An 18755-nucleotide genomic window follows, 5' to 3' on the forward strand; every position below is an offset into this window, starting at 1 on the left:
CAAAAACTTGGCATCAATAAACTGACACGCTGTTGAGTTCTCAAGGATCGGACGCACACCGCCGAGCCGCTCACCAAGTGGTGGCTTCCCGTCCGGGGCAACCTCTCTAGCCTATCTCAGCTGCTCCGCACTCTCCAAATCCGTGTTCCGGAGGAGCTGTGGAGGTGAGCCGATCGGCCATTCGTCACCCGCCGCTCTCGCGTCAGGCAACTTCGCTAGCCTATCTCAGTTCCTCCCTGCCGTCCAAATCCGTGGATCTGATCAGTCTCGCGGGGTGAACCTCGGGGGCTGTGCTGCATGCCGCTCTCGCGTCTGCGGCGAGGTAAAACTCTACACCTACCTTCCCGACGAAGACAAATTCGCTGCGCGACCCGGGCATCCGCGCAGGTCAGGGGCCTAAGCGGGCCCGTCCGTCCGCTCATCCGCGCCGTCGTGCGCGGTCCCCGAGCCCGTGCCCTGGTGCAGCGGGTCCAGGATCCGCTCCAGGAACTGGCGGGTGCGCGCGTGGCGGGGCCGGCTGAACATCTCTGCGGGTGCGGCACGTTCGACGACCACTCCGCCGTCCATGAACAGCACCTCGTCGGCGACGGCGCGGGCAAAGCTCAGCTCGTGGGTGACGACCACCATGGTCCATCCCTCGTCGGCCAGCTCCTTGATGACGGTCAGCACCTCCCCCACCAGCTCAGGATCGAGCGCAGAGGTGGGCTCGTCGAAGAGGAGCAGGCTCGGGCGCAGGGCGAGCGCACGGACGATGCCGACGCGCTGCTGCTGCCCACCGGACAGCTGGAACGGGTAGACGTCGCGCTTGTCGAGCAGCCCGACCCGCTCCAGCAGCGTCTCCGCCTGCTCGACCGCGCGCGCCCTCGGGGTCTTCTGGACCTGGACCGGCCCCTCGAGGACGTTCTGGATGACCGTGCGGTGGGGAAAGAGGTTGTGGTGCTGGAAGACCATGGCCGACCGGTCGCGGAGCGCCGAGCGCTGGCGTCGGGACACGGGGCGCGAGAAGTCGAGGCTCGGGCCGCCCGCGAAGGACAAGGTCCCACCGTCCGGTGTCTCCAGCCCGTTGAGCGAGCGGAGCACGGTGGTCTTGCCCGACCCGCTCGGGCCGATGAGGCAGATCACCTGCCCCCGGCGCACCTCGAGGTCGATGGCGCGGAGGACCTCCAGGTCCCCGAAGCTCTTGCGCAGCCCTCGGGCGGACAGCAGCACCTCGCCGGGCGCGGCCTCCTCGGGGACGTCGCTACGCGACTGGTCAGTGCGCGACATACCGGTCCAGCCTCCTCTCGAGACGGTCCTGGCCGAGGGCGAGCACCGTGCAGAACCCCCAGTAGACGACCGCGGCCTCGGTGTAGAGCCACAGGAACTCCTGGCTGAAGGCGGCGATCTTCTGCGCCTCCCGGAACAGCTCGGTCACCAGGATGAGCGAGGCCAGCGACGTGTCCTTCACCAGGGAGATGAAGGTGTTGGACAGCGGAGGCACCGACACGCGCGCCGCCTGCGGCAGGATCACCCGCGCGAGCTGCTCGCGGGGCGACATGCCGATCGTGTAGGCAGCCTCCCATTGTCCGCGCGGGACCGACAGGATGGCGGCCCTGATGATCTCCGCCGCGTAACCGCCGACGTTGAGCGAGAACGCGATGATCGCGCTCGGCCAGGGGTCGATGAGCAGGCCGATCGAGGGCAGGCCGTAGAAGATCACGAAGAGCTGGACGAGCAGCGGCGTGCCCCGGATCACCGAGATGTAGGCCCGCGCGAGCCATGTCAGGAAAGGGTTGCGCGAGAGCCGCAGGAGAGCGACCCCGAGCGCCAGCACCAGGCCCAGGACGAAGGAGATGACGGTCAGCGGGATGGTCCCCACCAGGCCGCCCCGGACGATCGGCCAGAGGGAGTCCTGGAGGAGCTGCCAGAGCTCGGGGTCGATCACCGGCGCGTCACTGGGAGACGTCGGCGCCGAAGTACTTCTCACCCAGCTCGGCCAGCGTGCCGTCCGCGGCCAGCTCCGCCAGCGCCTCGTCGACGGCCGCGACGAGCGCAGCCTTGTCCTGGGTGAAGGTCAACGCGCTGCTGGAGCTGTCCTCGGTCTCGGCCGCCACCTTGATCGGCGCGTCCGGGTTGGTCTTGAGGTAGTCCAGGAAGGTCAGCTCGTCGTTCACGGTCGCGTCCACGCGCCCCTGCTCGACCAGCGTCACGGCCTGCGCCCAGCCCTCGATCGCCTCGACCGTGGCACCGGCACCCTCGGCGACGTCCTTCCAGTTGCTGGTCAGCGACTGGGCGCTGGTCTTGCCCTCCAGGTCGGCGACGGAGGTGATGTCGGTGTTGTCCTCGGCCACGACCACGACCCCGGTCGAGACGGTGTAGGGGGTGCTGAAGAGGTACTTCGCCTCCCGCTCGGGGTTGATGGACACCTGGTTGGCGATGACGTCGAAGCGACCCGCGTCCAGCCCGGCGAACATCGCGTCCCACTGGGTCTCCTGGTACTCGACCTCGAGACCGAGCTTGTCCGCGACCGCCTCCACGACCTCCACGTCGTAGCCGGTCAGGTCACCGCCGGCACCCTCGTGGTAGCTGAAGGGCTTGTAGGTGCCCTCCGTGCCGACCGTGAGGACGCCGTCCTCCAGCAGGCCGTAGTCCGCCCCGGCCGCGGCGGAGCCGCTGGCGGTGTCGTCACCGGACGCGGACCCGGACCCGGAGCCGGAGCCGCACGCGGCGAGGGTGAGGGCGGTGGCCAGGGCCAGGCTCGAGACGGCGAGAGACCGGGTGCGGGTCATGTGGTTCTCCTTCGGAGCGGGGCGACCGCAGGCAGGTGTCGCTGCGGCGCGTGAACATGCAGGGGGTGACAACGCCGTGGGAACGCGAACTGTTCCCTAGTCAACGTTATGGATCCCATCATACGGTGATGCCGATCTTGCCGACGACGTCACCGCGCTCCATCTTCTCCAGCGCCTCTCGAGCGTCGGAGAGCGCGAAGACGCTGTCCACCTGCGGGCGCAGCCCGGTGCGCGCGACGAACGAGCAGAGCTTGCTCAGTTCCTCGTGGGTGCCCATCGTGGAGCCGATCACACGCAGCTGCTTGAAGAAGATCTTGGTCAGCTCCGCCTTGGCAGGCGCGTCCCCGGAGGTCGCGCCGCAGATGACGATCGTGCCTCCCGGACGCAGGGCGTTGACCGAGTGCGACCAGGTGGCCGCGCCCACGCTCTCGAGCACCGCGTCGACCCGTTCGGGCAGCCGGGCACCGGGCTCGAACGCCCGGTCAGCACCCAGCTCCACGGCCCGCTCCCGCTTGAGTCCGTCCCGGCTGGTCACCCACACCCGCAGCCCGGCCGCGGCGCCGAGCTGGACCAGAGCGGTCGCGACTCCCCCGCCGGCGCCCTGCACCAGGACCGTGTCCCCCGGCGTCACCTGCGCGTTGCGGAACAGCATCCGGTATGCCGTGAGCCAGGCCGTCGACAGCGCGGCGGCCTCCACGGCGCTCAGGTGCTCGGGCTTGGGCACCCACGACCCCTCGGGCACCGTCACGTGCTCGGCGAGCGTGCCCTGGTGGAGCTCGGAGAGCAGCGACCGGCGGGGGTCGAGCGTGGTGTCCCCGGCCCAGCCCGGCGTGCCCGGCACCACCGGGTAGACCACCACCTCGCCCAGCTCGGGGTGTCGGGCCACCGCGTCACAGCCGAGGATCATCGGCAGCTGCTCGGCCCGCAGGCCCACGCCCCGCAGCGACCAGAGGTCGTGGTGGTTCAGGCCGGTGGCCACGACCGGCAGCACGGCCCAGCCCGGGGCCGCCTCGGGCTCCGGCCGCTGATCGACCTCGAGCGCGGTGAGCGGGTGGTCGGCGTCGAAGCGGGCGGCGTAGGCGGCGAGCATGGACCGACCCTAGCCCTGCGCCTGCCCTGGCGGCTCCGCCGGGAGGACCCGGAGGGCGCGGGCGCCCGCCGCGCGCTCCGCGAGGGCGGTCTCCGTCTCCGGGTAGACGATCTCCTCCAGGCACAGCCCGTGCGGCGGCATCACCTGCACCCCGGAGTCACGCACCCCCGCGAGCAGCACCGCCTCCGGCCAGTCGACGGCTCGCCTGCCCTCCCCCACCGGCACGACCCCGCCCACGAGCGCCCGCACCATGCTGTGGCAGAAGGCGTCGGCCTGCACGGTCCCGACGACGATGCCCTCGTCGTCCCGTTCCCACCGGTAGGCCAGCAGCGTGCGCACCGTGGTCGCACCCTCGCGCGGCTTGCAGAAGGCCGCGAAGTCGTGCAGCCCGACCAGCCTCGAGGCGGCCGCGTCCATCGCCGCTGCGTCGAGCGGTCTGCGCACCACCACCGTGTCGTGCCGACGCAGCGGGTCGAGGCGCTCGGGGCGGTCGGCGAGCCGGTAGGTGTAGCGACGCCGCAGGGCCGAGAAACGCGCGTCGAAGCCGTCCGGCACCACCCTCGCGCTGCGCACGACGACGTCCGGCGGCAGGACGCCCCGCAGGCGCGTGACGAGCGCATCACCCGGCTCCCGGTCCGAGCGGCCCGGGACGGAACGCCATACCTCCTCGTCGACGTCCAGGTGAGCGACCGAACCGCGCGCGTGGACGCCGGCGTCGGTGCGACCCCCCACGGTCAAGGACGGGGGCGGGGTGCGCAGCACCGTGGCCAGAGCCCGCTCCAGCTCGCCCTGCACGGTCCGCAGACCGGGCTGCCGGGCCCAGCCGGAGAAGTCGGTGCCGTCGTAGGCGAGGTCGATCCTGATGCGCACCGACCCATCTTGCCCGCAACGACGAGGACCGCCCACCCCGGTGGGGTGAGCGGTCCTGGTCAGGTCAGGTGCGGTATGCCGCAGCTGCCTCAGTTGTCCTCGGCGGTGCCCAGGTCGGCACCGGCGTCCACGCCCTGGGCGGCAGCGCCGCCGGCGGGCTCGAAGCCGGCCGCCTCGGCGGCCTCCGCGGACCGGAACCAGACCTCGGCGAGCGTCTGGTCGTACCAGCGGGAGCCGGGGACGTGGTACTTCATCGAGTCAGCGTTGCCCTTGACGTCGAAGCCCTCGGGCGCCGAGCCGTCCTCGGTCGCCGCGTGGCTGTCGGGCCCGAAGTCACGGGCGTCGTCAGCACCGGCGGAGACCGTCGCGGCCTCGGTGGTGTCCTCGGCAGCGGTCTCGTTGACCTCGACCAGCTCGGCGGGAGCCACGGCGGCCTCGGCCTTCGCGGCGTCCTTGGCGGCACGCTTGGTGGCGCCCTCGGCCTGGGTGACGACGGCCTTCTTCGCGACGGCCTCGCGCACCAGCTCGATCACGGCCATGGGGGCGTTGTCACCCTTGCGCGGCGCGATCTTGGTGATGCGGGTGTAGCCGCCCTGGCGCTCGGCCATGTCGGGAGCGATCTCGGTGAACAGGCGGTGCACGACACCCTTGTCCCGGACGATGGCCAGGACCTTGCGGCGGTTGTGCAGGTCACCGCGCTTGGCGAAGGTGACCAGGCGCTCGGCGAGCGGACGCAGGCGCTTGGCCTTGGCCTCGGTGGTGGTGATGCGGTCGTGCTCGAACAGCGCGGTCGCCAGGTTGGACAGGATCAGGCGCTCGTGCGCCGGACCGCCGCCGAGGCGCGGGCCCTTCTTCGGTGCAGGCATGGGTTACTCCTTAGGCGATAAGGCTGGTGGGGATCAGTACTGCTCGTCCTCGACGAAGGCGGCGTCGCCCTCGTCGTCGTAGGTCTCCTCGTCGAAGGAGGCCGAGGCGCCCTCGAACCCGGGCGGGCTGTCCTTGAGGGCCAGACCCATCTCCTCGAGCTTGTCCTTGACCTCGTCGATGGACTTCGCACCGAAGTTGCGGATGTCGAGCAGGTCCGCCTCGCTGCGGCCGACGAGCTCACCCACCGTGTGGATGCCCTCGCGCTTGAGGCAGTTGTAGGACCGGACGGTCAGGTCGAGCTCCTCGATCGGCAGCGCCAGGTCGGACGCGAGCGCGCCGTCGCCGGCCGCCGGGCCGATCTCGATGCCCTCGGCCTCGACGTTGAGCTCACGGGCCAGGCCGAAGAGCTCGACGAGCGTGCGGCCGGCCGAGGCCAGCGCGTCGCGCGGGGCCATGGACGACTTGGTCTCGACGTCGACGACGAGGCGGTCGAAGTCGGTGCGCTGCTCGACACGGGTGGCCTCGACCTTGTAGGTCACGGCCAGGACCGGGGAGTAGATGGAGTCGACCGGGATCCGACCGATCTCCTGGTCACCGGACTTGTTCTGCGCGGCGGAGACGTAGCCACGGCCACGCTCGACCGTCATCTCCATCTCGATCTTGCCGGCGTCGTTGAGGGTCGCCAGGTGCAGGTCCGGGTTGTGGATCTCCACGCCGGCCGGCGGGGCGATGTCGGCGGCGGTGACCGCGCCGGAGCCCTGCTTGCGCAGGTACATCACCACAGGCTCGTCGTGCTCGCTGGAGACGACGAGGCTCTTGAGGTTGAGGATGATCTCGGTGACGTCCTCCTTGACCCCGGGGATCGTGGAGAACTCGTGCAGCACGCCGTCGATGCGGATGCTGGTCAGCGAGGCGCCGGGGATGCTGGACAGCAGGGTCCGGCGCAGGGAGTTGCCGAGGGTGTAGCCGAAGCCGGGCTCCAGCGGCTCGATGACGAACCGGGAGCGGCTGTCGGAGACGACCTGCTCGGACAGGGTGGGACGCTGTGCGATGAGCACGGTGATGCTTCCTTTCCACGGGCGACCGCTATATGACGCCTCGTCGGGACACCCGACCGTCTCTGTCCACGGTGCGGGCCCCGGGGAAACCGGCCAGCGAAGCGAGCCTGGGTTTCCCCGGGACAGACGGGGAGCGCGAGCGCATCGAGCTCCCCGTCTGTCGGGGGTGCGGGGGCAGAGCCCCCACCGATCAGTTCTTCGAGTACAGCTCGACGATCAGCTGCTCGGTGAGGATCGTGTCGATCTGCTCACGCGTCGGCAGCTGGTGGATCAGGATCTTCAGGGAGCCGGGGATGACCTTCATCCAGGCCGGGACCGGGCGGTCGCCGAACGTCTCGCGAGCGAGCTGGATCGGGAAGGTCTCCACCGACTGCGGGCGGACCTCGATGATGTCGTACTGCTCGACCCGGTAGGACGGGACGTCCACGCGCTGGCCGTTGACCAGGAAGTGGCCGTGCGTCACCAGCTGGCGGGCGGCCCGACGGGTGCGGGCCAGACCGGCGCGGTAGATGACGTTGTCCAGGCGGGACTCGAGGATGATGAGCAGGTTCGCGCCGGTCTTGCCGGGGCGGCGCGCCGCCTCGGCGTAGTAGCGACGGAACTGCTTCTCCATGACGCCGTAGGTGAAGCGCGCCTTCTGCTTCTCCTGCAGCTGGGTCAGGTACTCCTTCTCCTGCGAGCGGCGACGGCCGTGCTGCCCCGGGGGGAACGGACGCAGGTCGAAGTTCTTGTCGCCGCCGACGAGGTCGACCTTGAGCCGGCGGGACTTCTTGGTGATGGGTCCGGTGTAACGGGCCATGATTCTCTACCTAGTTCCTTCCGGTGCTCAGTTACGACGCTTCTTGGGCGGGCGGACGCCGTTGTGCGCCTGGGGCGTCACGTCGGAGATCGCACCGACCTCGAGGCCCGCGGCGGTCAGCGAACGGATCGCCGTCTCGCGACCCGAGCCCGGGCCCTTGACGAAGACGTCGACCTTCTTCATGCCGTGGTCCATCGCACGACGGGCAGCGGCCTCGGCGGCCATCTGCGCGGCGTAGGGCGTCGACTTGCGCGAGCCCTTGAACCCGACCTGGCCCGAGGAGGACCAGGCGATGACGGCACCGGTGGGGTCGGTGATCGAGATGATGGTGTTGCTGAACGTGCTCTTGATGTGAGCCTGCCCGAAGGCGACGTTCTTCTTCTCCTTGCGGCGCACCTTGCGGGCGCCAGCCTGACGGCTCTTGGGGGGCATTACTTCTCCTGATGGAAGATCAAGTCTGGGTTCCCTCCCCGGCTCTGGTCCGGGGTCTGGGGCGAAGCCCCAGCGGGGTGGTCGGGGCGGAGCCCCGACTGACTACTTGCCGGCCTTCTTCTTGCCGGCGACCGTGCGCTTGGGACCCTTGCGCGTGCGCGCGTTGGTCTTCGTGCGCTGACCGTGCACCGGGAGGCCGCGGCGGTGCCGCAGGCCCTGGTAGCTGCCGATCTCGACCTTGCGGCGGATGTCGGCGGCCACCTCACGGCGAAGGTCACCCTCGAGGCGGTAGCTGCCCTCGAGGTGGTCGCGCAGGGCGACCAGCTGGTCCTCCGTCAGGTCCTTGACGCGGGTGGACGGGTCGACCCCCGTGGCCTCCAGCGTCTGGACGGCGCGGGTGCGACCCACGCCGAAGATGTAGGTGAGAGCGACCTCGACGCGCTTGTCGCGCGGCAGGTCGACACCGATGAGTCGTGCCATGTGGCAGTGCTCCTGTTGTCGAGCGAGAGTGTGGTGGCAGCACCGGTCCGCATCCTCTGTGGTGGGCTCGTGCCCGCGGTCCCCAGCTCTCGCGGCCGGGGGTGACGTCCCGTGTCGACGGGGGTCGGGTGCTGCTGTTCGTCGTATGAAGTTGTGCTAGCTGTCGCGAAGCTGCGACGCGTGCTCGGTCGGCTCTCTGCTCAGCCCTGGCGCTGCTTGTGGCGCAGGTTCTCGCAGATGACCATGACCCGCCCGTTGCGGCGGATCACCTTGCACTTGTCGCAGATCTTCTTCACGCTCGGCTGAACCTTCATGGCCTGCCTGCTTTCGGGAAGTGATCTGATGTGGGTGCGTGCAGAGTCAGGCCCCTCCCCCGGCGTCGGGGTCGGGGTCCGTCGTCAGCGGTAGCGGAAGACGATGCGTCCGCGAGTCAGGTCGTACGGGCTGAGCTCCACGACCACCCGGTCCTCGGGGAGGATCCGGATGTAGTGCTGACGCATCTTCCCGGAGATGTGAGCCAGCACAACGTGACCGTTGGTCAGCTCGACCCGGAAGTTCGCGTTCGGGAGGGCCTCCACAACCGTGCCCTCGATCTCAATGACGCCGTCCTTCTTCGCCATGTCCTCCACTTTTCGCGTGACTACACTGCTGTCGGCCCACGGGGGCCGACACACCATCGTACGGGAATGGCAACCCCGAAGGCCAATCCGTCCCCGGACGGCCAGCCGTCAGTCAGCGAGGGGCGCGAACGGCACGCCGCGGGCGGCCAGCTGCGCGGCACCGCCGTCGTGGGCGGACAGCACCCACAGGCCGGCGTCGGTCACCGCGACCGTGTGCTCCCAGTGCGCGGCCCGGCTGCCGTCGGTCGTGACGACCGTCCAGTCGTCGGCGAGCGTGCGGGTGGCGATCGTGCCCAGGGTGACCATCGGCTCCACGGCGAACGTCGCCCCCGAGGGGACGGTCGGGCCGGTCGAGGTGACCGCGTAGTTGGGCACCTGCGGGTCCATGTGCATCTCTCGGCCGATGCCGTGGCCCACGAAGTCCTCGAGGATGCCGTACTCCTGCACGCTCCCCTCCCCCCGCCTGCGCTCGAGGGCCGCGTCGATGGACGCCTCGACCGCGTCGCCGACGGCATACAGGCGACCGCCGGCCCGGAGCGCGGCGATGCCGTCCCACAGCGATGTCTCGGTGTCGTCCATGAGGGCCAGGTCGGCCGCCGAGCCCTGGTCACGCCCTCCGACGACCACCGTCAGGGCCGCGTCGCTGTGCCAGCCCTCCACGATCGCTCCGCAGTCGATGGAGACCAGGTCCCCGTCCTGGAGCACCCGGTCCCCCGGCATCCCGTGCACGACCTCGTCGTTCACCGAGATGCACAGGCTGCCGGTGAAGCCGTGGTAGCCCAGGAAGCTGGGCACCGCACCCACCGCGCGGATGTCCGCCTCGGCCGCAGCGTCCAGCTCGCGGGTCGTCAGCCCGGCGACCGCGCGCTCAGCCGACCGGGCCAGGGTGTCGGCCACGACGAGGCCGGCCCTGCGCATCAGGAGCAGCTGGGCCTCGGTCTTGGCCTCGATCCGGTTCTTGCGCCGGAACATCGACATGGGTATGCCGCTCGCGCGCCGGTCAGGCGTCGGTGGCCGAGGCGGCGTCGCGGACCCGGCCGAGCACCTGCTCGATCCGACCCGTGACCTCCTCGACCGAGCCCATACCGTCGACCCGGTGCAGCAGGCCACGCTCGCGGTAGACCGCGGCCAGCGGCGCGGTCTCCTCGGCGTAGAGGCGCATCCGCTCGCGGATGACCTCCTCGGTGTCGTCCGCCCGGCCCTGCTCCACGGCTCGCGCGAGGAGCCGCCCGACGACCTCGTCGGTGTCGACCGTCAGCTCCACGACCGCGTCGAGGGCGTGGCCGGCCTCGGCCAGCATCTCGTCGAGCGCGGCGACCTGGCCCGTGGTGCGGGGGTAGCCGTCGAGGAGGAACCCGTGAGCGGCGTCCTCCTGGGCCAGCCGGTCACGCACGATCGCGTTGGTGATCTCGTCGGGGACGTAGCCCCCGGACGCCGTGATCTCCTTGACCTGCAGGCCGAGGGGCGTCTCGTTCTTGATGTTGGCGCGGAAGATGTCGCCGGTGGAGATGGCGGGGACGCCGTGGGCGGCGGAGACGAGCGCCGCCTGGGTGCCCTTACCGGCACCGGGCGGACCGAGCATGATGAGGCGCATCAGCGGAGGAACCCTTCGTAGTCGTGCTGCTGGAGCTGGGACTCGATCTGCTTGACGGTCTGCAGACCGACCCCGACGATGATGAGGATCGAGGCGCCACCGAGCGGGAAGTCGGCGATGCGCAGGGCGTTGAACGCGATCAGCGGCATGAGCGCCAGCGCGGCCAGGTAGAGCGCGCCGGGGGTCGTGATGCGGTTGATCACGTAGTTGAGGTACTCGGCCGTCGGGCGACCGGCCCGGATCCCCGGGATGAACCCGCCGTAGCGCTTCATGTTGTCCGCCACCTCGGTGGGGTTGAAGGTCACGGACACGTAGAAGAACGTGAAGAAGATGAGCATCGCCATGTAGATCAGCATGTACGCCCAGTGAGTCCCCTGGCCCGAGAAGCCCATCGACAGGTAGCGGTCGACGAAGGTCACCCAGTCCGGGGCCGGCTGGCTCGGGTCCGTGGGCCGGGAGAAGTTCGCGGCCAGCTGGGGCAGCATCAGGATCGAGCTGGCGAAGATGATCGGGATGACGTTGGCCATGTTGAGCTTGAGCGGGATGTAGGTCGAGGTCCCGCCGTACTGACGGCGCCCGATCATCCGCTTGGCGTACTGCACCGGGATACGGCGCTGGCACTGCTCGACGTAGACGACGGCGGCCACGATCGCCAGGCCCAGGATCATCACCATCACGAAGGTGGTGGCGGACTGCTGGTAGATGGCGCCGAAGGCGGCCGGGAAGCTGGCCGCGATCGAGACGAAGATCAGCAGCGACATGCCGTTGCCGATCCCCTTCTCGGTGATGAGCTCGCCCAGCCACATGATCAGGCCGGTGCCGGCGGTCATGGTCAGCACCATGAGCAGGAGCGCGGGCACGCTGTCGTCCGGCATGACCGTCGCGCAGGCGCCGCCGAAGAGCCGGGCGGGGTCCCGCGCGATCGTCACGAGCGTGGAGGCCTGCAGCACCGCGAGGCCGATCGTCAGGTAGCGGGTGTACTGCGTCATCTTCGTCTGACCGGCCTGGCCCTCCTTCTTGAGAGCCTCGAAGCGCGGGATCACCACGGTCAGCAGCTGGACGATGATCGCCGCGGTGATGTAGGGCATGATGCCGAGCGCGAAGACCGACAGCTGCATCATCGCGCCGCCGGAGAAGAGGTTGGCCATCCCCAGGACGCTGCCGGCAGCCGTCGCGGCCTGCTGGCACTGCTGGACGAGGGAGTAGTCGATGCCCGGGCTGGGGACGTGCGTCCCCAGACGGTAGAGCGCCATGATCGCGAGCGTGAAGAGGATCTTCTTGCGAAGGTCCGGCGTCTTGAACGCGCGCACGAAGGCGGAAAGCATTCAGGTCCTCCTGAGGGCCCCTGCCGGGCCGGGCGCGTCAGCGCCGCCGCAAGGGGAGGGATCGGGCATAGTCGTAGCGACGATAACACCCGGGTGGACGGTGGGATGAATGACGCAGGGCCCCGGCTCGTCGATGACGAGCCGGGGCCCAACGGCATACCGGTCGGACCTGGTCGGTCAGGCCTCGGTGACGGACCCGCCCGCAGCCTCGATCTTCTCCTTGGCGGAGGCCGAGAACTTGCTGGCGGTGACGTCGACCTTGACCGAGATCTCACCGTTGCCGAGCACCTTGACCGGCTGGCCCTTGCGGACCGCGCCCTTGGCCACGAGGTCGGCGACCGAGACGGTGCCACCCTGCGGGAACAGGGACGAGAGCTGGTCGAGGTTCACGACCTGGTAGGTGGTCTTGAACGGGTTCTTGAAGCCACGCAGCTTGGGAAGCCGCATGTGCATCGGGGTCTGGCCACCCTCGAAGGTCTCCGGCACCTGGTAGCGGGCCTTGGTGCCCTTGGTGCCGCGACCGGCGCTCTTACCCTTGGAGCCCTCACCGCGACCCACGCGGGTCTTGGCGGTCTTGGCTCCCGGGGCGGGACGCAGGTGGTGGACCTTCAGCGCGGCGGAGCCGTGCTTCTCGATCTTGGCGCTGCTGTCAGCCATGGTCAGTCAACCTCCTCGACGGTCACCAGGTGGGCGACCGTGCGGACCATGCCACGGAACTCCGGGCGGTCCTCCTTGATGACGGTGTCGCCGATCCGCTTCAGGCCCAGGCTGCGCACCGTCTCACGGTGCATGTGCTTGGTCCCGACGGTGGACTTCACCTGGGTCACCTTCAGACGGGCCATCACGCACCTGCCTTCGCCTCGGCACGCGCCTCGGCGCGGGCCCGCAGCATGGCGGCGGGAGCGACGTCCTCGACGGACTTGCCACGGCGGGCGGCGACAGCCTCCGGCTGCTCCAGACCCTTGAGCGCCGCGACGGCCGCGTGCACGATGTTGATCGAGTTGTCCGAGCCGAGCGACTTGCTCAGCACGTCGTGGATGCCGGCGCACTCGAGCACGGCGCGCACCGGGCCACCGGCGATGACACCGGTACCGGCGCTGGCCGGCTTGAGCATGACGACGCCGGCGGCGTCCTCACCCTGGACCGGGTGCGGGATGGTGCCGCCGATGCGGGGGACGCGGAAGAAGTTCTTCTTCGCCTCCTCGACACCCTTGGAGATCGCCGCCGGCACCTCCTTGGCCTTGCCGTAGCCGACGCCCACGGTGCCGTCGCCGTCGCCCACCACGACGAGCGCGGTGAAGCTGAAGCGGCGGCCACCCTTGACGACCTTGGCCACGCGGTTGATCGTCACGACGCGCTCGAGGTACTGCGAGCGCTCCTCGTCACGACCGCCCTGGCGGCGGTTGTCGCGGTCACGGTTGTCGCGGTTGCCCCGACGGTTGTCGCGGGAGTCTCCGGAGCTGTCACCGGAGCCGCGGCGCTGGAAGTCACCAGCCATCAGTGGATCCTCTTTCCGTTCTTCGGGGTCATCACAGGGACAGGCCTGCCTCGCGGGCGCCGTCCGCGATCGCGGCGACGCGACCGGCATACCGGTTGCCACCACGGTCGAACACCGCGGTCTCGACGCCGGCAGCCTTGGCCCGCTCGGCCAGCAGCTCGCCGACGCGGCGGGCCTTGGCGGTCTTGTCACCGTCGAGCGCGCGCAGGTCGGCCTCCATGGTGGAGGCGGAGGCCAGCGTGGTGCTCTGGGTGTCGTCGACCAGCTGGACGAAGACGTGGCGCGAGGAGCGGTTGACGACCAGGCGCGGCCGCTCGGCCGTCCCGGTGACCTTCTTGCGCAGGCGCTCGTGGCGACGGCCGCGGGCGGCCTGCTTGCTCTTGGCGCGCTTGATGATCTGTGCCATGGCTTACTTACCAGCCTTTCCGACCTTGCGGCGGATGTGCTCACCCTCGTAGCGCACACCCTTGCCCTTGTACGGGTCGGGCTTGCGCAGCTTACGGATGTTGGCAGCGACCTCGCCGACCAGCTGCTTGTCGATGCCCGTGACCGAGAACCGGGTGGGGTTCTCGACCTGGAAGGTGATGCCCTCCGGGGCCTTGATGAGGATCGGGTGCGAGTAGCCCAGGGCGAACTCGAGGTCGCTGCCCTTGGCGGTCACGCGGTAACCGGTGCCGTGGATCTCGAGCTTCTTGGTGTAGCCGTTGGTCACACCCTCCACCATGTTGGCGAGAAGGCTGCGGGTCAGGCCGTGGCGGGCGCGGGAGTCGCGCTCGTCGTTGGGCCGGGTCACCTGCAGGGTGCCGTCCTCGGCGCGGTCGACCGCGATGGGCTCGACGACGGCCAGCGCGAGCTGACCCTTCGGGCCCTTGACGGTGACGTTGGAGCCGTCGATGGTGACGTCGACACCAGAGGGCACGGTGACGGGGAGTCGTCCGATACGAGACATGTTTTCTGCTCTCCTTACCTAGTGCCTCAGGTCACCAGACGTAGGCGAGGACTTCCCCACCCACGCCCTTCTCTGCAGCCTGACGGTCGGTGAGCAGGCCGTTGGACGTGGAGATGATCGCCACGCCCAGGCCACCGAGCACCCGGGGCAGGTTGGTCGACTTGGCGTACACGCGCAGGCCGGGCTTGGAGACACGGCGCACACCGGCGATGGAACGCTCCCGGTTGGGGCCGTACTTGAGGTCGATGACGAGCGTCTGGCCCACCTCGGCGTCCTCGGCGGTCCAGGAGCCGATGTAGCCCTCAGCCTTGAGGATGTCGGCGATGTTCGCCTTGAGCTTGGAGTACGGCATGCGGACCTGGTCCTTGTGCGCCGAGTTGGCGTTCCGGATGCGGGTCAGCATGTCCGCGATCGGGTCGGTCATGGTCATGGGGCTTCATGCCCTTTCTCATCGCGGTTTCACGCGAGCTCAGCGGTATGCCGTGAGCCGGCGCGACCTTCGATGTTCCAGGTTGGTTGTTTCTGGTCGGATCTGCTGGGATTACCAGCTGGACTTGGTCACGCCGGGCAGCTCGCCGCGGTGCGCCATCTCGCGCAGGCAGATCCGGCACAGGCCGAACTTGCGGTAGACCGAGTGCGGGCGGCCGCACCGCTGGCAGCGGGTGTAGGCGCGCACGGCGAACTTCGGCTTGCGGTTGGCCTTGTTGACGAGAGCGGTCTTCGCCATGTCAGTTCTCCTTGAACGGGAAGCCCAGGTGCTTCAGCAGCGCCCGGCCCTCGTCGTCGTTGGTGGCGGTGGTGACGACCGTGATGTCCATCCCGCGGACGCGGTCGATCTTGTCCTGGTCGATCTCATGGAACATCGACTGCTCCGTGAGACCGAAGGTGTAGTTGCCACGGCCGTCGAACTGCTTGGGCGACAGACCACGGAAGTCCCTGATGCGCGGCAGCGCGAGGGAGAGCAGGCGGTCGAGGAACTCCCACATGCGGTCCCCGCGCAGCGTCACGTGGGCGCCGATCGGCATGCCCTCGCGCAGCTTGAACTGGGCGATCGACTTGCGGGCCTTGGTGACCTGCGGCTTCTGGCCGGTGATGGTGGCCAGGTCGCGGATCGCGCCCTCGATGAGCTTGCTGTCGCGCGCGGCCTCACCGACACCCATGTTGACGGTGATCTTGACCAGGCCCGGCACCTGCATGGGGTTGGCGTAGCCGAACTCCTGCGTCAGGGCCGGCTTGATCTCGGCGGCGTAGCGCTGCTTGAGGCGGGGAGCCGGGCGGGCAGCCACGGTCTCGGTCTCGTTGATGGTCTCGGTCATGCTCACAGGTCCTTACCCGAGCGCACCGCGACGCGGGTGCGCACCGTCGTGGTCCGCCCCGAGCCGTCACCGCGCTCGACCTCCTCGGTGCGGGTCTTCACGCGGGTCGGCTTCTTGGTCTCGGGGTCGACCACCATCACGTTGGAGACGTGGATGGGAGCCTCCTGGACCTGGATGCCACCGGTGTTGACACCGCGCTGGCCACCGGCCCGGGTGTGCTTGGTGATGCGGTTGACGCCCTCGACCAGGACCCGCTGGGTCTCGGTGTAGACGGCGATGACGCGGCCCTGGAGGCCCTTGTCCTTGCCCGCGATGACCTGCACGAGGTCGTTCTTCTTGATCTTCATCTTCGCCATGGCTCAGATCACCTCCGGCGCCAGCGAGACGATCTTCATGAACTTCTTGTCGCGCAGCTCGCGGCCGACCGGGCCGAAGATGCGGGTGCCACGGGGGTCACCGTCGTTCTTGAGGATCACCGCGGCGTTCTCGTCGAAACGGATGTAGGAACCGTCGGGACGACGGCGCTCCTTGCGCGTCCGCACGACGACAGCCTTGACGACATCGCCCTTCTTGACGTTGCCGCCGGGGATCGCGTCCTTGACGGCGGCCACGATGGTGTCCCCGATGCCCGCGTAGCGGCGGCCGGAACCACCGAGCACGCGGATGCACAGGAGCTCCTTGGCCCCGGTGTTGTCGGCGACACGAAGTCGCGACTCCTGCTGGATCACTGTTCGTTCTCCTCTGCCGGCCGGTTCTCGCCGCACCTGTGAGGTGGCGACGAGCCTTGCCGAACGTTGTGGATGACTAGTTCTGCGGGGCGCAGGCCCCTGGGGGTGCTCGGGGGGCCAGGGCCCCCCGAGCGACGGCCTACTTGGCCTTCTCGAGGATCTCCACGACCCGCCAGCGCTTGGTGGCGCTCAGCGGACGGGTCTCCATGATGAGCACGCGGTCACCGATGCCGGCGACGTTGCCCTCGTCGTGCGCCTTGACCTTGTGGCTCTTGCGCAGGACCTTGCCGTAGAGGGCGTGCTTCACACGGTCCTCGACCAGGACGGTGACCGTCTTGTCCATCTTGTCGCTGACCACGTAGCCCTGACGGGCCTTGCGGTAGTTGCGGTCACCGCCGTGACCCAGCGCGTGCTCGTCCGGGGTGTGCGCGCCCTCGACGGTCGCGGCCTCGGTGTTCGTGGTGTTCTCGCTCATCCTCAGCCCACCTTCTCGGTCGTCGTGGTGGCCTCACGGCCGATGCCGAGCTCACGCTCGCGCATCTCGGTGTAGATGCGCGCGATGTCCTTGCGGACCGCGCGCAGGCGGCCGTGGTTCTCGAGCTGGCCGGTGGCCGACTGGAACCGCAGGTTGAACAGCTCCTTCTTGGCCTCGGCGAGAGCGTCGGCCAGCGGGCCGTCCTCCAGCCCGCGCAGCTGCTCGGGGGTCAGGTTCGTGGAACCGACTGCCATCAGATGTCACCACCCTCACGCGTGACGAAGCGGGTCTTCATAGGGAGCTTGTGCATCGCCAGGCGCATGGCCTCGCGAGCGACGTCCTCCGACACACCGGAGAGCTCGAAGAGCACCCGGCCCGGCTTGACGTTGGCGATCCACCACTCCGGAGAACCCTTACCGGAACCCATGCGGGTCTCGGCCGGCTTCTTCGTCAGCGGGCGGTCCGGGTAGATGTTGATCCACACCTTTCCACCACGCTTGATGTAGCGGGTCATGGCGATACGAGCGGACTCGATCTGGCGGTTGGTGACGTAGGCCGGCTCCAGAGCCTGGATGCCGTAGTCGCCGAACGCGATCGCGGTGCCGCCCTTGCTGCGACCGCTGCGGCCCGGGTGGTGCTGCTTGCGGTGCTTGACGCGACGGGGAATCAACATCAGGACTGCTCTCCCTCGGTGGTGGCGGGGGCGGCCTCGACGGGAGCGGACTCTGCGGACTCCACCGCGGCGGGCGCGTCGTCACGACGCGCGCCACGGCGGTCACCGCGACGGTCACCGCGCGGGCCACGGTCGGAGCGGCCGCCGCGACGGTCGCCGCGCGGGGCCTGCGAGGCCTCCTCGCGAGCGAGCTCCTTCGCGGTCAGGTCGCCCTTGTAGATCCAGACCTTGACGCCGATGCGGCCGAAGGTCGTCTTGGCCTCGTAGAAGCCGTAGTCGATGTTCGCGCGCAGCGTGTGCAGCGGGACGCGACCCTCGCGGTAGAACTCCGAGCGGGACATCTCGGCGCCGCCGAGACGACCGGAGCACTGGATCCGGATGCCCTTGGCACCGGCGCGGAGGGCGGACTGCATACCCTTGCGCATCGCGCGACGGAAGGTGACGCGGGCGGCGAGCTGCTCGGCGATGCCCTGGGCGACCAGCTGAGCGTCGATCTCGGGGTTCTTGACCTCGAGGATGTTCAGCTGGACCTGCTTGCCCGTGAGCTTCTCGAGCTCACCGCGGATGCGGTCGGCCTCGGCGCCGCGGCGGCCGATGACGATGCCCGGACGCGCGGTGTGGATGTCGACGCGGACCCGGTCACGGGTGCGCTCGATCTCCACGCGGGAGATGCCGGCGCGGTCCATGCCCTCGGCCAGGAGGTTGCGGATCGCCACATCCTCCTTGACGTAGTCGCGGTAGCGCTGACCCGGCTTGGTCGAGTCGGCGAACCAACGGCTGCGGTGGTCGGTCGTGATGCCCAGGCGGTAGCCGTTCGGGTTGATCTTCTGCCCCATCAGCGGGTACCTCCCTTGGCGGTAGAACGGGGACGAGGAGCGACCAGCACGGTGATGTGCGAGGTGCGCTTGTTGATGCGGCTGGCGCGGCCCTGGGCGCGCGGCCGGAACCGCTTCATGGTCGGGCCCTCGTCGACGAAGGCGGCGGAGACGTACAGCTCGGCCTCGTCGAAGGCCTGCCCGGTCTTGTCGGCCTCGAAACGAGCGTTGGCCACGGCGCTGTTCAGCACCTTCAGCACGGGCTCGCTGGCCGCCTGGGGCGCGAAGCGCATGAGGGCGACGGCCTCCGGGACGCTCTTGCCCCGGATGATGTCGACCACACGACGCGCCTTCATGGGCGTGACGCGGACGAACCGCGCCTGCGCCTTGGCTTCCAT

At 69.3% G+C, this 18755-nt stretch carries 30 protein-coding genes; all 30 read right to left on the reverse strand.

The genetic code is table 11. From position 1 onward, the window contains the following. Positions 1 to 396: 396 nt before the first annotated feature. The 30 genes from IEV65_RS11530 to rplV all read right to left on the reverse strand — a co-directional run bounded on the left by IEV65_RS11530 (position 397) and on the right by rplV (position 18755). A complete protein-coding gene (locus IEV65_RS11530) occupies positions 397 to 1266 on the reverse strand; it encodes an amino acid ABC transporter ATP-binding protein (protein WP_188430964.1) in 870 nt (289 codons plus the stop codon). After that, positions 1253 to 1921: an amino acid ABC transporter permease gene (locus IEV65_RS11535; RefSeq protein WP_188431563.1), complete on the reverse strand. Its 669-nt coding sequence runs from the start codon at positions 1919 to 1921 to the stop codon at positions 1253 to 1255. Before IEV65_RS11535 ends, IEV65_RS11530 begins: the two co-directional genes overlap by 14 nt. Positions 1922 to 1931: 10 nt before the next feature. Then, positions 1932 to 2768, reverse strand: coding sequence for an amino acid ABC transporter substrate-binding protein (locus IEV65_RS11540; RefSeq protein ID WP_188430966.1), 837 nt, complete (start codon positions 2766 to 2768; stop codon positions 1932 to 1934). Positions 2769 to 2886: 118 nt separating this feature from the next. Then, complete coding sequence (locus IEV65_RS11545; RefSeq protein WP_188430968.1) at positions 2887 to 3858, reverse strand: zinc-binding dehydrogenase; 972 nt, start codon at positions 3856 to 3858, stop codon at positions 2887 to 2889. A gap of 9 nt (positions 3859 to 3867) precedes the next feature. After that, on the reverse strand, positions 3868 to 4728 hold the full coding sequence (gene truA, locus IEV65_RS11550) for a tRNA pseudouridine(38-40) synthase TruA (RefSeq protein WP_188430969.1): 861 nt from the start codon (positions 4726 to 4728) through the stop codon (positions 3868 to 3870). A gap of 89 nt (positions 4729 to 4817) precedes the next feature. Next, positions 4818 to 5594, reverse strand: a complete 777-nt coding sequence (gene rplQ, locus IEV65_RS11555; RefSeq protein ID WP_188430970.1) for a 50S ribosomal protein L17, sunset domain variant — start codon at positions 5592 to 5594, stop codon at positions 4818 to 4820. 33 nt (positions 5595 to 5627) lie between these two features. Continuing rightward, the gene (locus tag IEV65_RS11560) at positions 5628 to 6653 is read right to left on the reverse strand and encodes a DNA-directed RNA polymerase subunit alpha (protein ID WP_188430971.1); all 1026 of its coding nucleotides are present in this window, start codon (positions 6651 to 6653) and stop codon (positions 5628 to 5630) included. A gap of 190 nt (positions 6654 to 6843) precedes the next feature. Then, on the reverse strand, positions 6844 to 7452 hold the full coding sequence (rpsD, locus tag IEV65_RS11565) for a 30S ribosomal protein S4 (RefSeq protein ID WP_188430976.1): 609 nt from the start codon (positions 7450 to 7452) through the stop codon (positions 6844 to 6846). A gap of 27 nt (positions 7453 to 7479) precedes the next feature. Beyond that, entirely contained in the window at positions 7480 to 7884 is a 405-nt protein-coding gene (gene rpsK, locus IEV65_RS11570; RefSeq protein ID WP_188430978.1) for a 30S ribosomal protein S11, read from the reverse strand. Between the two features lie 102 nt (positions 7885 to 7986). Beyond that, on the reverse strand, positions 7987 to 8364 hold the full coding sequence (gene rpsM, locus IEV65_RS11575; protein ID WP_188430980.1) for a 30S ribosomal protein S13: 378 nt from the start codon (positions 8362 to 8364) through the stop codon (positions 7987 to 7989). A 200-nt stretch (positions 8365 to 8564) separates the two neighbouring features. Continuing rightward, positions 8565 to 8678 (reverse strand): 50S ribosomal protein L36, encoded by a 114-nt coding sequence (rpmJ, locus tag IEV65_RS11580; protein ID WP_006592630.1) that lies wholly within the window; start codon positions 8676 to 8678, stop codon positions 8565 to 8567. An 84-nt stretch (positions 8679 to 8762) separates the two neighbouring features. Next, complete coding sequence (gene infA / locus IEV65_RS11585; RefSeq protein ID WP_022925313.1) at positions 8763 to 8984, reverse strand: translation initiation factor IF-1; 222 nt, start codon at positions 8982 to 8984, stop codon at positions 8763 to 8765. A 108-nt stretch (positions 8985 to 9092) separates the two neighbouring features. Next, on the reverse strand, positions 9093 to 9962 hold the full coding sequence (gene map, locus IEV65_RS11590) for a type I methionyl aminopeptidase (protein WP_188430982.1): 870 nt from the start codon (positions 9960 to 9962) through the stop codon (positions 9093 to 9095). Positions 9963 to 9984: 22 nt separating this feature from the next. Further along, on the reverse strand, positions 9985 to 10578 hold the full coding sequence (locus IEV65_RS11595; RefSeq protein WP_188430984.1) for an adenylate kinase: 594 nt from the start codon (positions 10576 to 10578) through the stop codon (positions 9985 to 9987). Continuing rightward, positions 10578 to 11903, reverse strand: coding sequence for a preprotein translocase subunit SecY (gene secY, locus IEV65_RS11600; protein WP_188430985.1), 1326 nt, complete (start codon positions 11901 to 11903; stop codon positions 10578 to 10580). The genes IEV65_RS11595 and secY overlap by 1 nt, the downstream gene beginning before the upstream one ends. A gap of 177 nt (positions 11904 to 12080) precedes the next feature. Then, complete coding sequence (gene rplO, locus IEV65_RS11605; RefSeq protein WP_229735222.1) at positions 12081 to 12560, reverse strand: 50S ribosomal protein L15; 480 nt, start codon at positions 12558 to 12560, stop codon at positions 12081 to 12083. Positions 12561 to 12562: 2 nt separating this feature from the next. Beyond that, complete coding sequence (rpmD, locus tag IEV65_RS11610; RefSeq protein WP_141819243.1) at positions 12563 to 12745, reverse strand: 50S ribosomal protein L30; 183 nt, start codon at positions 12743 to 12745, stop codon at positions 12563 to 12565. Next, positions 12745 to 13401, reverse strand: coding sequence for a 30S ribosomal protein S5 (gene rpsE / locus IEV65_RS11615; RefSeq protein ID WP_188430986.1), 657 nt, complete (start codon positions 13399 to 13401; stop codon positions 12745 to 12747). The genes rpmD and rpsE overlap by 1 nt, the downstream gene beginning before the upstream one ends. A gap of 31 nt (positions 13402 to 13432) precedes the next feature. After that, positions 13433 to 13807 (reverse strand): 50S ribosomal protein L18, encoded by a 375-nt coding sequence (gene rplR, locus IEV65_RS11620; RefSeq protein WP_308642577.1) that lies wholly within the window; start codon positions 13805 to 13807, stop codon positions 13433 to 13435. Between the two features lie 3 nt (positions 13808 to 13810). Continuing rightward, positions 13811 to 14350: a 50S ribosomal protein L6 gene (gene rplF / locus IEV65_RS11625; RefSeq protein ID WP_188430987.1), complete on the reverse strand. Its 540-nt coding sequence runs from the start codon at positions 14348 to 14350 to the stop codon at positions 13811 to 13813. Positions 14351 to 14381: 31 nt separating this feature from the next. Further along, complete coding sequence (gene rpsH, locus IEV65_RS11630; RefSeq protein WP_188430988.1) at positions 14382 to 14780, reverse strand: 30S ribosomal protein S8; 399 nt, start codon at positions 14778 to 14780, stop codon at positions 14382 to 14384. A gap of 111 nt (positions 14781 to 14891) precedes the next feature. Next, positions 14892 to 15077 (reverse strand): type Z 30S ribosomal protein S14, encoded by a 186-nt coding sequence (locus tag IEV65_RS11635; protein WP_097188190.1) that lies wholly within the window; start codon positions 15075 to 15077, stop codon positions 14892 to 14894. A 1-nt stretch (position 15078) separates the two neighbouring features. After that, positions 15079 to 15666 (reverse strand): 50S ribosomal protein L5, encoded by a 588-nt coding sequence (gene rplE, locus IEV65_RS11640; RefSeq protein WP_229735223.1) that lies wholly within the window; start codon positions 15664 to 15666, stop codon positions 15079 to 15081. A gap of 2 nt (positions 15667 to 15668) precedes the next feature. Next, positions 15669 to 16022 carry a 50S ribosomal protein L24 gene (gene rplX, locus IEV65_RS11645; protein WP_188430990.1) on the reverse strand — a complete coding sequence of 118 codons (354 nt, stop codon included), beginning with the start codon at positions 16020 to 16022 and terminating at the stop codon, positions 15669 to 15671. Between the two features lie 3 nt (positions 16023 to 16025). Next, positions 16026 to 16394, reverse strand: a complete 369-nt coding sequence (rplN, locus tag IEV65_RS11650) for a 50S ribosomal protein L14 (protein ID WP_188430992.1) — start codon at positions 16392 to 16394, stop codon at positions 16026 to 16028. 139 nt (positions 16395 to 16533) lie between these two features. Next, positions 16534 to 16869, reverse strand: coding sequence for a 30S ribosomal protein S17 (gene rpsQ, locus IEV65_RS11655; RefSeq protein ID WP_308642578.1), 336 nt, complete (start codon positions 16867 to 16869; stop codon positions 16534 to 16536). Between the two features lie 2 nt (positions 16870 to 16871). Then, positions 16872 to 17123, reverse strand: a complete 252-nt coding sequence (gene rpmC / locus IEV65_RS11660) for a 50S ribosomal protein L29 (RefSeq protein WP_188430994.1) — start codon at positions 17121 to 17123, stop codon at positions 16872 to 16874. Next, on the reverse strand, positions 17123 to 17542 hold the full coding sequence (rplP, locus tag IEV65_RS11665) for a 50S ribosomal protein L16 (protein WP_188430996.1): 420 nt from the start codon (positions 17540 to 17542) through the stop codon (positions 17123 to 17125). The genes rpmC and rplP overlap by 1 nt, the downstream gene beginning before the upstream one ends. Next, the gene (gene rpsC / locus IEV65_RS11670; RefSeq protein WP_188430998.1) at positions 17542 to 18378 is read right to left on the reverse strand and encodes a 30S ribosomal protein S3; all 837 of its coding nucleotides are present in this window, start codon (positions 18376 to 18378) and stop codon (positions 17542 to 17544) included. Before rpsC ends, rplP begins: the two co-directional genes overlap by 1 nt. After that, positions 18378 to 18755, reverse strand: a complete 378-nt coding sequence (gene rplV / locus IEV65_RS11675) for a 50S ribosomal protein L22 (RefSeq protein WP_188431573.1) — start codon at positions 18753 to 18755, stop codon at positions 18378 to 18380. The genes rpsC and rplV overlap by 1 nt, the downstream gene beginning before the upstream one ends.

It is taken from the genome of Ornithinimicrobium tianjinense (genome assembly GCF_014636495.1).
In the GTDB taxonomy this organism is placed as follows: Bacteria; Actinomycetota; Actinomycetes; order Actinomycetales; family Dermatophilaceae; genus Ornithinicoccus; species Ornithinicoccus tianjinensis.

Bases quoted from the DNA above. Each gene is read 5' to 3' on its own strand.
- IEV65_RS11530 (WP_188430964.1), bottom strand. From the start codon at position 1,266: ATGTCGCGCACTGACCAGTCGCGTAGCGACGTCCCCGAGGAGGCCGCG.
- IEV65_RS11540 (WP_188430966.1), bottom strand. From the start codon at position 2,768: ATGACCCGCACCCGGTCTCTCGCCGTCTCGAGCCTGGCCCTGGCCACC.
- IEV65_RS11545 (WP_188430968.1), bottom strand. From the start codon at position 3,858: ATGCTCGCCGCCTACGCCGCCCGCTTCGACGCCGACCACCCGCTCACC.
- rplQ (WP_188430970.1), bottom strand. From the start codon at position 5,594: ATGCCTGCACCGAAGAAGGGCCCGCGCCTCGGCGGCGGTCCGGCGCAC.
- rpsD (WP_188430976.1), bottom strand. From the start codon at position 7,452: ATGGCCCGTTACACCGGACCCATCACCAAGAAGTCCCGCCGGCTCAAG.
- rpsK (WP_188430978.1), bottom strand. From the start codon at position 7,884: ATGCCCCCCAAGAGCCGTCAGGCTGGCGCCCGCAAGGTGCGCCGCAAG.
- rpsM (WP_188430980.1), bottom strand. From the start codon at position 8,364: ATGGCACGACTCATCGGTGTCGACCTGCCGCGCGACAAGCGCGTCGAG.
- rpmJ (WP_006592630.1), bottom strand. From the start codon at position 8,678: ATGAAGGTTCAGCCGAGCGTGAAGAAGATCTGCGACAAGTGCAAGGTG.
- infA (WP_022925313.1), bottom strand. From the start codon at position 8,984: ATGGCGAAGAAGGACGGCGTCATTGAGATCGAGGGCACGGTTGTGGAG.
- map (WP_188430982.1), bottom strand. From the start codon at position 9,962: ATGTCGATGTTCCGGCGCAAGAACCGGATCGAGGCCAAGACCGAGGCC.
- IEV65_RS11595 (WP_188430984.1), bottom strand. From the start codon at position 10,578: ATGCGCCTCATCATGCTCGGTCCGCCCGGTGCCGGTAAGGGCACCCAG.
- secY (WP_188430985.1), bottom strand. From the start codon at position 11,903: ATGCTTTCCGCCTTCGTGCGCGCGTTCAAGACGCCGGACCTTCGCAAG.
- rplO (WP_229735222.1), bottom strand. From the start codon at position 12,560: ATGGCTGACAGCAGCGCCAAGATCGAGAAGCACGGCTCCGCCGCGCTG.
- rpmD (WP_141819243.1), bottom strand. From the start codon at position 12,745: ATGGCCCGTCTGAAGGTGACCCAGGTGAAGTCCACCGTCGGGACCAAG.
- rpsE (WP_188430986.1), bottom strand. From the start codon at position 13,401: ATGGCTGGTGACTTCCAGCGCCGCGGCTCCGGTGACAGCTCCGGAGAC.
- rplR (WP_308642577.1), bottom strand. From the start codon at position 13,807: ATGGCACAGATCATCAAGCGCGCCAAGAGCAAGCAGGCCGCCCGCGGC.
- rplF (WP_188430987.1), bottom strand. From the start codon at position 14,350: ATGTCTCGTATCGGACGACTCCCCGTCACCGTGCCCTCTGGTGTCGAC.
- rpsH (WP_188430988.1), bottom strand. From the start codon at position 14,780: ATGACCATGACCGACCCGATCGCGGACATGCTGACCCGCATCCGGAAC.
- IEV65_RS11635 (WP_097188190.1), bottom strand. From the start codon at position 15,077: ATGGCGAAGACCGCTCTCGTCAACAAGGCCAACCGCAAGCCGAAGTTC.
- rplE (WP_229735223.1), bottom strand. From the start codon at position 15,666: ATGACCGAGACCATCAACGAGACCGAGACCGTGGCTGCCCGCCCGGCT.
- rplX (WP_188430990.1), bottom strand. From the start codon at position 16,022: ATGGCGAAGATGAAGATCAAGAAGAACGACCTCGTGCAGGTCATCGCG.
- rpsQ (WP_308642578.1), bottom strand. From the start codon at position 16,869: ATGAGCGAGAACACCACGAACACCGAGGCCGCGACCGTCGAGGGCGCG.
- rpmC (WP_188430994.1), bottom strand. From the start codon at position 17,123: ATGGCAGTCGGTTCCACGAACCTGACCCCCGAGCAGCTGCGCGGGCTG.
- rplP (WP_188430996.1), bottom strand. From the start codon at position 17,542: ATGTTGATTCCCCGTCGCGTCAAGCACCGCAAGCAGCACCACCCGGGC.
- rpsC (WP_188430998.1), bottom strand. From the start codon at position 18,378: ATGGGGCAGAAGATCAACCCGAACGGCTACCGCCTGGGCATCACGACC.
- rplV (WP_188431573.1), bottom strand. From the start codon at position 18,755: ATGGAAGCCAAGGCGCAGGCGCGGTTCGTCCGCGTCACGCCCATGAAG.